The organism is Serratia sp. H1w (assembly GCF_000633355.1).
In the GTDB taxonomy this organism is placed as follows: Bacteria; Pseudomonadota; Gammaproteobacteria; order Enterobacterales; family Enterobacteriaceae; genus Chania.
On sequence record NZ_AYMQ01000130.1, the window covers coordinates 1 to 8,696 of the forward strand.

The following is an 8,696-nucleotide window of genomic DNA, read 5'->3' on the forward strand; positions in this document are numbered from 1 at the left end:
CCCCGCTGGGCGTCAGAAATGAGAAAGGCCCACCGAAGTGAGCCTTGAGTAAGCGCCAGAGCATATCTGGCATTATCCCTTTGCTTTCCACAGTCAAGGGAAACTGATAAATTGGTTATTCCACAGTCAATATAAGGGAAATATAGACATGACATCGTTCACTGTACGTGTAGAACTTCATAATGCTGATTCTGAAGATTATGAAGACTTACATAAAAAAATGAAGGCCATAGGTTTCAATCGCACGATCCAAAGTGGTGATGGTATCCGATATCAGCTCCCAGATGCTGAGTATGATTATTCGGGAAATGTTTCGCGTTCTGCCGTATTGGATAAAGCTTACGACGCGGCCAAATCGGTAAAAAAAAATCCGGCAGTCCTAGTTACAGAATCAGCAGGCAGGACTTGGCGCGGACTCGACCAAATCTAATCAGCGCATACATCTGGCGCGCTATCATGGCGTACCATTGCAATAAATGCGGTAGCAACGGTTTCACCTAGCCGTTTTGCTTCCGCATCATCAAGGAGTCCACGCCTGGAAATAGCATCTTTAAGCGCCACAGATGCTTGGATTTTCATATCCTCTGATAACTCTTCAAATTTCATACTTGCCTCTCAGAAATGAAAAAGGCCCGCCGAAGCGAGCCTGTTAGAGATTGGAATCGAATTCCGATTATCAGTGAACCGAAAAATCCAACTGTTTGCCCAGGGCGTTCATCGCCTTCTGGATTGCATCGATTTTGGTCGCGTGTTGCAGGTTGATAAGCCGGTTAACTTCCTGCTTTTTGATGCCAATGCGATCGGCCAGCTCAACGCGCGTTAAGCCGGACTCAATAAGCGCATTCAGCATAAGCACCTTAGATGCCACGCTAAGCGGAACCTCGACATAATCGCCGGTCACCTCGCTGGGTAGCGGGATCGCCCGGTTATCCTCAAAGTAAAAATCGAACGAAGTGATTAACGCATCCAGCGCCATCGCTAGCGCTTCCTCTCGCGTATCGCCCTGAGTCAACGCCTCTGGGATATCCGGGAACGAAACCACATATCCGCCGGTATCAGGCAGTAAATCTACTGGGTATCGCATATCGTTGTAGTGAAGCTTTGCGAGTAACCAGCCCCGGAGGGCTGGTTTATTAGTTCAGGCCAAGCTGCTTAATTATGGCCTTCCTTAGCGGTTCTTTTAGCTCGCTGCCGGGGTGCCTTGGCATAACGCTTCGTTTGCCTTGGTATCGAAGTTTTAAATGGTTGGTGCCATTCGTAACTTCTACCCCTTGCGATTCAAGCCACCGCCTGAACTCGCTCTGCTTCACTTCTCCTCCTGTCTGTTGAACATGCAACCATAGTAAACATTTATGCTTACTGAGTCAACAATTTTGTTTACCACAGGAGGGCTATATACGAAAAAACCCGCACTTAGGCGGGTTCTTAAAATTTTGGTCATGTGACAGGCGTTAAATTCCCATCATGGAGATAAAACTAGTCCATTTTCGCCAAAGTGTCAACGGCACGCTATGCCGTCACCTCTGCCAGCATCGCATCGGTGTGGCTTTCTTCCTTGTAACACTGGGTAACCAGCTGCTCATAGAGCGGCTTATAGTCGCGTCTCCACGTCGTTTCGGCGATATCCATACCCACTAGCGCCAGCGCCTTGCGCACCTGTTCGGCGGGCAGCCGGGCGAATCCTCGACCGCTACATTTGCAGCACTCTTTCGTGATGGGGATCCCGGCCTCTTTGCTCTTTACCTTGTCCACCACGACGCCCCGGCCATTACAGCGACACGCGTTGCTTATCTCGCCCTTTCCGCCGCAAGCATGGCACAGGATCTTGGTCGTTTCATAAATCGAGTGTTTGACGAGCGTCTCGCGGCTGTCCATCAGTTGGATGCTGGCGGGCAGATCACCACGCTGAAACATTGAGACGGTTTCGCGCCTGGCCGCCAACGTGTTCATGATGAATTTCCTCTTCTCGATAAACCCTTCGCCGTGGCAGCATTCGCAAGGCCGCACGCTGGCCGCGCTGCGCGAGTAATCCTGGTAGGCGAAAACGGTCATAACAGCCAACGCGCGGAGCTGCACGCCTTCGGCATGCTTGGTCATGGCGCGGTGCTTGATCACCTGATTGCGGGCAAAAGCAAACAAGCTATGCACGGCGCTGGCCGGTGCGCTGATCCCCTGTTTGGCCAAGAACAGATCCAGCCCGAAGCCACCCTTTAGATCGGCCAGCCCCATCGCGGCCATCATGTCGGTGCCGGTAAGATTGTCCGACGCGGTAGCCCGAGGCGAATCGCTAAACGTTGGCGATTTAGGCGCAAAGTATTTTGGTATGGATTCTAATTTCATGCTATTTCCCCGATAGTGATCTCGCCGGTATCGCCCCAGCGCTTGGTAACCCGTACATCCCATACGGAGCAATCTTCGTTATAAATGGCATCCATCAATGCCTTAAGCAGGTTATCGGCATCGGGCTTTTGTTGGTGCGGCTTACCGGCCATCTCCGCGCGTTTTTTCTTACTCCAGCTCGGCGGCATGGGCAGCACAAAGGTAACGTGATAGCCGCTTTCCGGCAGCGAAATCCGGTTGTGTCGTATCTCATCGCAAAACGCGAAGTACCTGAGCACCTGCGGGCGTTTGGCCCAACGATCGCGCTGTGTCATTCGCGGCTTGGGGATCGGGACTATCGCGTAGGTTTTCATGCAGCCCGCCCGAAGAAATCGCCACGGTAACCGACATCACGCAATGTCACAGAGTTACCGCCGCACCAGGCTTGTGTGTACTCGATAAGACTGCTCATCCGCTTAACGCCCATCTGGGCGCTGCTTTCGCGGATATTGACGAATTCGTTCTCTAAGCCTGGAACAACTTTCGCCCCCAACCCCGTTGCGATAGCGTGGCCAGATATGAATAACGTTTTCCACTGTACGGGCTTTAGTTCCTGGTTCATGTAGATGGCCTGTGCGGCCACATCACCACAGATAGCGTGGAACCGGCTATTCTGGTCAAGGGTGCGCGTCATAGGTGCGAATGACACCACCAGCGGCGCACGGTCATCTAGTGGCAGCGTATCGATATAGGCTTTGAGATTTGCGCGGATCTGTTCATCGCGCAGAAAGAACTTTGGCTTATCCATCACAGATCCCTTTTCGCATAACGGCGGCCGGTCGCTGCCTGTTGTGGTTTGGCCCGGCAGATTTGTGCCGCGTGCGCCTGGTCAGTGGCCATGAAGTGGCCGTTCTTGAACTCCTGGTAAACAGTCCCCTGGATCCCGAAACGGTTTTTCGTCACGATGATTTCAGCGAAAGGCGCTGCCGGGCTGTCTTCTTGATATGCGGCTTCGCGGTACAGCATGATGATGCTGTCTGCATCCTGTTCAATGCTGCCGCTGTCGCGTAGGTCTGAGTTCGTCGGCCTACGCTGTCCCATAGGGCGCTTCTCAACGTCGCGGGAAAGCTGGCTAAGTGCCATAACTGGCGTTTTGAGGTCTTTAGCCATGCGCTTCATGCCGCCGGTAATGTGGGCGATCGCCAGATCATTACGTTCGGCGCTTGGCTTTTTAATCAAGCCTAAGTAGTCGGCCAAGATTAGCGATAACTCTGGGTGCTCGAGCTTCAAGCGCTCAGCAATCGCGCGAATTTGCTCGATGGTGAGATTTGACGCGTCAACAACCCATACCTGCAAATTAATCAGCCGCTTGATCCCCATTGAGACACGCGCCCACTCCTCATCCTCCATGTGTTTTGCCGGATTGCGCAGCACAGATACAGGGATGTTTGATGCGTTGGCCAGTTGGCGCTCAATCACCTGGTGCGCGCTCATTTCCATGCTGAAAATCAGAACTCCGCGAGGCTTATCGATGCCGCCGATATTCACCGATGTTTCGGCTACACCCTCGGCGACCTTGATCGCAAACTCGGTTTTACCCATGCCGGGACGAGCAGCAACAACAACCAAGTCCACCGGGTTTATGCCGCCGGTAATTTCATCAAGTTCCGGGATCCCGGTTTTAAGCGTGTCAGACTCTTCGCCGTTCAGGTTGCGCTGTTCCAGCACTTCGGCATAGGAACCCGCCAACTCTCTGATATGGATTGGCCGATGCTCGTCGTGTGGCTTGGCAATGGAGAAAATCTTGCTTGAGAATGCCTGTATGCCTTCCAGCGCCCGTTCATGGTTCTGCGCGCCAGTTATCAGGTCATAGCTGGATTCCATCAGCTTTGTGAACTCGCGGATCTGGTGATATTCGCCAACTACCCGAGCATACCCTTTCAAGTTTGCCGCGCTTGGGCAGTGCCGGGCTGTTTCCATTATGTTTGCAAAATTGCCCTCTCCCATGCCTTCGGCAACCATGAGAGCGTCAATCATCCCGCGATTGTTCGCCTGCCGAATAATTTCCTTGAAGGTTTCCCGGTAGAGTGGAACAAAAAACGCGTCAGGATCTAGCGTAGCCAGCACATCGACTGCGTTCGGAGTTAAACCACCAATCAGCAAGCCACCTATCACGCTCGCCTCGATATCCATATTATTCATAAGGTTCCCTCCCGTACTTTTCGCAGTGTTTCCGGCTTCATCAGGTATTCAAAATCAGCATGCCAGCCGGTGCCGTCAGGGCCGCCGAAATGGAACTCGCGGGCGTCTTCCAGGAATGCCGAGAAATAGGCCCGGAACCCGGCGGGCGTCTTGGTAGCTAAGTGCGTGACCAGTTCACGGATCGCTATCTCGCGGCCCCTGTCCAGTTCTGCGCGAGCCATGCGCCCATCTGTCACATCGTTGTAGGCATCGATCACAGCTTGGCAGTCGATATCTACGCTGGTCTTCTGCCAGGCTTCTGCGTCAGACAAATAGCCATCGAAGCGGTTAACGCGGCAGATGCTTATAGGTTTGGCCACGGTCTTGCTTTTGCGCTTCCACGTCAGCACTACCCAGCGAACAACCAACAGCAGGTCTTGCAGGGTGTAGGCGCTTCGGGATTTGGTTTCTGTCAGGAGCACGGCAAAGGGTTCAGCAGAACGACAGGATCCCTGTGTAAGCTCGTTGTAATACTGCAAAGCCTGTTTTGCTTGTGAGAGAACTTCCTCCGAAAATTCCCCCTTGGGGGCTTTAGGGGGATCTGTTTTTACTGTCTTTGGAATAATGTCTATGGTGTCCCCCTGTTTTGAGGGATAGCTCTCCCCCAATTTGAGGGATTTTTTATCCCCTAATTTGAGGGATATTCCCTCAACTTGAGGGATGGCCCAATTAGACACGTTTTTGTTAGGCCCGATTGCCTGGCCTACCGATACCAACACCCGCATATTCAGTAGCTGAACGCGTGTTTCACTGACGCGCTTGATCGGCAACTTTGCAATCTCACCGATCTGAGAATTGGCTATGCGGTCATAGGGTTTATTCCAGCCGTAAGTTAGCCGGATAACGGCCAGGAGCACTTTGAACTGACGCTTAGTTAAATCAGCGCCAGCAATAGCCTCTAGCAGCATGGTAGCCAGCCGGGTATACCCATCATCAAGATCGGCCACGCGGCTCTCCTCACGCACGACGGGCGCGCGGAATTGAATGATTTCAGCGGTGTTACTCATGGCGTTCTGCCTGTCTGGCCAGCTGTACCTTGCGGAACTCTTCCACGAAGCGCTTTTGCACTTCCGGCGGCAAGGTGCCGATCGGGTCTGGGCATTTCAGGTAATCCGCCTGAGTAATTTCTCGTTGTTGCGTAATACGTTTGTTTTTGCGTATCATGATCTAAACCTCCCACGGTTTAAAAAAGACCAGGCCGAGCTGTTGGCGCAGTTCGGTTTTGTTTTTTCTTGAGCGGCTTATCGCTCGCGGTCGTGTTCTTGTCTGCCCAGGCTTTCGCGAGCCGGTAGCAGTCCTCAAACATCGCTCCATTTTTGCTGGCTTGAGAGCAGCGCCGGTAATGATCAACACCAATATTTGCCCCCCCCTCAGCGATCGCAGGGCTAAAGCCTTCACCGGTCAGCTTCGTCTTGATGTGATGCTCGATAAATTCAACGTGATTCATCAGTCCCACCCCAGCGGCCCCGGCCGGCTTCTCTCTGCCTTCAACCCGATATCAGCCAGCGTCTCGACAGACGCCAGATAAGAGCGCGATACAAGAACGGCCTCCGGCGGCGCGGCCTGAATGCCGAGTATTGCCAGCTCCTTGGCCATCGTAGCGAAATGCCCCTCTGCTTTCCGGCGGCTGGCGGTCGATTCGCTGATCCCCGTTCTCTCCGCGTAAAACTTCTGCCCAACCGACGCAAGCCGGTTGAGCAACAGCCCTTCAATCTCACGCGGGTTGAGGATTGGGGGTTCTAACTTTCGTGCTATTGCGTTGTTTTCCATTGATAATTCACCTTTATTGGTCTTGCGCCTTTTGTCAGCTGTCCAGCAAATCGGCTAGGTCAGGGCTGATTTCCGCAGCCTTAACCTCTCCGCCAGTGGCTTTAATAATTCGCTTCACATAACGCATGTTGATTCCTCCGCCATGAAGCCAGCGCCATACAGTCGGCTGGCTTACGCCGCAGAGGGATGCAAGCTTTTGCTGGCCACCGGCAATGCTCACAGCTTTTTGGATAGCTTCGTTCATCTCTTTATCCTTAAACGTATAAATCAATCGAGATAATAGCAATGAGTATAACACATAGCAATAGCGAAGTGAGTTTGACGCATGATACGCATGGCTATAAGTTTCAGGGCATGAAAACTACTCTGGCCGATCGTCTAAATAGAGCTATGGCTCTACGTGACAACATGACCCAAGCAGCGCTAGCAGAAGCGTCTGGCGTGGCACAGCCGACAATTTGGCGACTGACTAAAGGGCTATCGAAATCTTCGGGGAAGTTGGTAGATATTGCCAACGCACTTGGAGTTAACGCTGACTGGCTGGCAAACGGGACTGGTGAAATGGAGGGGGCCAATACTGCACCACTTCCAAGGCTTGACCGTTCAAATCAGATCCCTGTATGGGACGAGCAAGGCGAAACGGATGATTTTGTCCTTTCTCCGAAGGGTAAGGCCCATTCGTCCTGGCGCGCATACATTTTAAAACGCAATAGCGGTTGTTCAGACGCCCCAGCTGGCTCGATCATTATTGTTGATACGTCTATAAAGCCAGGCAGCGGCGATCTAGTGATCGCAATGATCAATGGTACAATTTCCGCTTATCGGTTCTTGGATGGAGGGGAGCACGGTTTTCTATCCGTTGATGATAGCCGGGTTCCATTGATAACCATAACGCCTGGTGTGCTGATTGGCGTAGCCGTTTTACTCCTTCGAGATTTCAGAAGATAGTCTTCCAAACCCTGCTCCGGCAGGGTTTCTTGTTCATAAACCCCCGCCTTCGTTCTAACTAACATCGTTATCATTTTTCCCACCCAGCGAGTTATCAATGATGCTTTCGCACTCACTTTATACTGTTTTTATATACAGTAGCTTTATAGCTTAACTCCAATCTCGCGAAAAGCAATTTCGCTTGTCCTGTAGTGATTCAAACATAACCCCCGCCAAAAAACCGACTCCGTTTGACTTTTTTTCAAACTAAATTCCCTTTTAAAACACCAAATTATACCAATTGCTATTGCGCAATCATTAATACTTATTGCTATTAAATATACTCATGGCTATTATTCACTCCACAGACAGCAACACCGTCCCCCCAGACCACCGGGCGCTCTTTAACAATCAGCAAAGTCGGATGAAATACCGGGTTCACGGGTAGTTCTGGCGCATAACGAAAACCAGCCGCGATCCGGCTGTGACGGCGACCGGGGGCAAGTGATGTCGGGTATGAAACGCAAAGAGTGGATTTACCCTGCCGCTGCCAGCTCGGGGCGGCAGGCATAAAACCACTACAACAGAGGGTTATACGATGAAATTGACAATAAAACGATTCGTTTCTAGTGAATACGGTCGTCGCTGGTATCACCGGTTTAAATGGCTGGATCGGGCATTCGACAGAGCACCAACAGTGCGCCGCAAGATGGTATGGACAACCAAGGAGCTGAACTCCGCCCAGTAACTTTACCGCTGCCTCTATACGTGGGGGCTTCGGCAAGATTACTAACAGAGAGGGTTGGATGATGGAAATTTGGGCGAAGTTGTTCGAGTCAAATGGAAGGCAGGTTTTAGTAGAAAAAAGCAGTGACGATAATGGTCATCCAGAAGTTTTATTCAGATGGGCAGAGGATGGATTCTATGTATCAACAGGCCCAACATGGAAAAGCAGTGATGATGAAGCTTTCGACAAGCGCGATAAATTTTTCCATACGATGAGCCAAGAAACGGTGGACGCATTTGTCTTAAAAATCATGAACACCATCAATAACGAATAACTCCCAGCGGGGCATCTATCAACCAAGTCGCTATGCGGCTTTTTTTTCGACCTAAATTTGGAGATTTAACGAATGCAAATCACAAAAGAGCAAGTGCAAAAACTGGCGTGTAGCGATGGCTTTGCTTGGTTCAAAGAGAAATTCCCACAAGGCGGCGATTACGCTGAAATTATTCAGGCCCTGAATGCTGACAAGAAATATGAATGGGCTCGCTGGGGCGTCAGCCAAGCCTACAAAACCTTCCTGCAAGGCGAAACCAAGGCTGAGTTTATCAAGGCCGAAACCAAAGCTACCGACGCGATGGTTGTCGAACTAAACAGCATGGAGCACCCAGCAGATCAGGTCGAAGGTGAGAACAGCTCCGGCGACGACGCACGA

16 protein-coding genes are annotated in these 8,696 nt (G+C 51.5%); 4 read left to right on the top strand and 12 right to left on the bottom strand.

Translation table 11 applies throughout. From position 1 onward, the window contains the following. Positions 1-148 precede the first annotated feature (148 nt). Positions 149-430 carry a hypothetical protein gene (locus U869_RS0126285; protein ID WP_025123842.1) on the top strand — a complete coding sequence of 94 codons (282 nt, stop codon included), beginning with the start codon at positions 149-151 and terminating at the stop codon, positions 428-430. Here U869_RS0126285 and U869_RS0126290 read toward each other — a convergent pair. The 12 genes from U869_RS0126290 to U869_RS0126345 form a co-directional block, all read right to left on the bottom strand. Continuing rightward, positions 427-606, bottom strand: coding sequence for a hypothetical protein (locus U869_RS0126290; protein ID WP_025123841.1), 180 nt, complete (start codon positions 604-606; stop codon positions 427-429). The two genes, U869_RS0126285 and U869_RS0126290, sit on opposite strands and share 4 nt — an antisense overlap. A gap of 70 nt (positions 607-676) precedes the next feature. Further along, complete coding sequence (locus U869_RS0126295) at positions 677-1,084, bottom strand: type II toxin-antitoxin system HicB family antitoxin (RefSeq protein WP_025123840.1); 408 nt, start codon at positions 1,082-1,084, stop codon at positions 677-679. A gap of 49 nt (positions 1,085-1,133) precedes the next feature. Beyond that, on the bottom strand, positions 1,134-1,310 hold the full coding sequence (locus U869_RS0126300) for a type II toxin-antitoxin system HicA family toxin (RefSeq protein ID WP_025123839.1): 177 nt from the start codon (positions 1,308-1,310) through the stop codon (positions 1,134-1,136). Positions 1,311-1,509: 199 nt separating this feature from the next. Next, positions 1,510-2,340 carry an antitermination protein gene (locus U869_RS0126305; protein WP_025123838.1) on the bottom strand — a complete coding sequence of 277 codons (831 nt, stop codon included), beginning with the start codon at positions 2,338-2,340 and terminating at the stop codon, positions 1,510-1,512. Continuing rightward, positions 2,337-2,693, bottom strand: coding sequence for a RusA family crossover junction endodeoxyribonuclease (locus tag U869_RS0126310; protein WP_025123837.1), 357 nt, complete (start codon positions 2,691-2,693; stop codon positions 2,337-2,339). The genes U869_RS0126305 and U869_RS0126310 overlap by 4 nt, the downstream gene beginning before the upstream one ends. After that, entirely contained in the window at positions 2,690-3,127 is a 438-nt protein-coding gene (locus U869_RS0126315) for a recombination protein NinB (RefSeq protein WP_025123836.1), read from the bottom strand. Before U869_RS0126315 ends, U869_RS0126310 begins: the two co-directional genes overlap by 4 nt. Then, on the bottom strand, positions 3,127-4,521 hold the full coding sequence (locus U869_RS0126320) for a replicative DNA helicase (RefSeq protein ID WP_025123835.1): 1,395 nt from the start codon (positions 4,519-4,521) through the stop codon (positions 3,127-3,129). The genes U869_RS0126315 and U869_RS0126320 overlap by 1 nt, the downstream gene beginning before the upstream one ends. Then, complete coding sequence (locus U869_RS0126325) at positions 4,518-5,567, bottom strand: replication protein (protein WP_025123834.1); 1,050 nt, start codon at positions 5,565-5,567, stop codon at positions 4,518-4,520. Before U869_RS0126325 ends, U869_RS0126320 begins: the two co-directional genes overlap by 4 nt. Further along, the gene (locus U869_RS32320; protein WP_157834770.1) at positions 5,560-5,724 is read right to left on the bottom strand and encodes a hypothetical protein; all 165 of its coding nucleotides are present in this window, start codon (positions 5,722-5,724) and stop codon (positions 5,560-5,562) included. The genes U869_RS0126325 and U869_RS32320 overlap by 8 nt, the downstream gene beginning before the upstream one ends. Before the next feature lie 19 nt (positions 5,725-5,743). Continuing rightward, positions 5,744-6,007 carry a hypothetical protein gene (locus tag U869_RS0126335; RefSeq protein ID WP_025123833.1) on the bottom strand — a complete coding sequence of 88 codons (264 nt, stop codon included), beginning with the start codon at positions 6,005-6,007 and terminating at the stop codon, positions 5,744-5,746. After that, a complete protein-coding gene (locus U869_RS0126340; RefSeq protein WP_025123832.1) occupies positions 6,007-6,330 on the bottom strand; it encodes a hypothetical protein in 324 nt (107 codons plus the stop codon). The genes U869_RS0126335 and U869_RS0126340 overlap by 1 nt, the downstream gene beginning before the upstream one ends. Positions 6,331-6,364: 34 nt before the next feature. Continuing rightward, positions 6,365-6,574 (bottom strand): YdaS family helix-turn-helix protein, encoded by a 210-nt coding sequence (locus U869_RS0126345; protein ID WP_025123831.1) that lies wholly within the window; start codon positions 6,572-6,574, stop codon positions 6,365-6,367. 41 nt (positions 6,575-6,615) lie between these two features. Here U869_RS0126345 and U869_RS0126350 point away from each other — a divergent pair, with 41 nt between their 5' ends. From U869_RS0126350 to U869_RS29725, 3 genes are all read left to right on the top strand, one after another. Beyond that, complete coding sequence (locus tag U869_RS0126350; protein WP_029988539.1) at positions 6,616-7,278, top strand: helix-turn-helix domain-containing protein; 663 nt, start codon at positions 6,616-6,618, stop codon at positions 7,276-7,278. Between the two features lie 785 nt (positions 7,279-8,063). After that, on the top strand, positions 8,064-8,318 hold the full coding sequence (locus U869_RS0126355; protein WP_025124013.1) for a hypothetical protein: 255 nt from the start codon (positions 8,064-8,066) through the stop codon (positions 8,316-8,318). A gap of 72 nt (positions 8,319-8,390) precedes the next feature. Beyond that, on the top strand, positions 8,391-8,696 hold a 306-nt coding region (locus U869_RS29725), incomplete at its 3' end, for a hypothetical protein (protein ID WP_037439547.1).

Bases quoted from the DNA above. Each gene is read 5' to 3' on its own strand.
- U869_RS0126285 (WP_025123842.1), top strand. From the start codon at position 149: ATGACATCGTTCACTGTACGTGTAGAACTTCATAATGCTGATTCTGAA.
- U869_RS0126290 (WP_025123841.1), bottom strand. From the start codon at position 606: ATGAAATTTGAAGAGTTATCAGAGGATATGAAAATCCAAGCATCTGTG.
- U869_RS0126295 (WP_025123840.1), bottom strand. From the start codon at position 1,084: ATGCGATACCCAGTAGATTTACTGCCTGATACCGGCGGATATGTGGTT.
- U869_RS0126305 (WP_025123838.1), bottom strand. From the start codon at position 2,340: ATGAAATTAGAATCCATACCAAAATACTTTGCGCCTAAATCGCCAACG.
- U869_RS0126310 (WP_025123837.1), bottom strand. From the start codon at position 2,693: ATGAAAACCTACGCGATAGTCCCGATCCCCAAGCCGCGAATGACACAG.
- U869_RS0126315 (WP_025123836.1), bottom strand. From the start codon at position 3,127: ATGGATAAGCCAAAGTTCTTTCTGCGCGATGAACAGATCCGCGCAAAT.
- U869_RS0126320 (WP_025123835.1), bottom strand. From the start codon at position 4,521: ATGAATAATATGGATATCGAGGCGAGCGTGATAGGTGGCTTGCTGATT.
- U869_RS0126325 (WP_025123834.1), bottom strand. From the start codon at position 5,567: ATGAGTAACACCGCTGAAATCATTCAATTCCGCGCGCCCGTCGTGCGT.
- U869_RS32320 (WP_157834770.1), bottom strand. From the start codon at position 5,724: ATGATACGCAAAAACAAACGTATTACGCAACAACGAGAAATTACTCAG.
- U869_RS0126335 (WP_025123833.1), bottom strand. From the start codon at position 6,007: ATGAATCACGTTGAATTTATCGAGCATCACATCAAGACGAAGCTGACC.
- U869_RS0126340 (WP_025123832.1), bottom strand. From the start codon at position 6,330: ATGGAAAACAACGCAATAGCACGAAAGTTAGAACCCCCAATCCTCAAC.
- U869_RS0126345 (WP_025123831.1), bottom strand. From the start codon at position 6,574: ATGAACGAAGCTATCCAAAAAGCTGTGAGCATTGCCGGTGGCCAGCAA.
- U869_RS0126350 (WP_029988539.1), top strand. From the start codon at position 6,616: ATGAGTATAACACATAGCAATAGCGAAGTGAGTTTGACGCATGATACG.
- U869_RS0126355 (WP_025124013.1), top strand. From the start codon at position 8,064: ATGATGGAAATTTGGGCGAAGTTGTTCGAGTCAAATGGAAGGCAGGTT.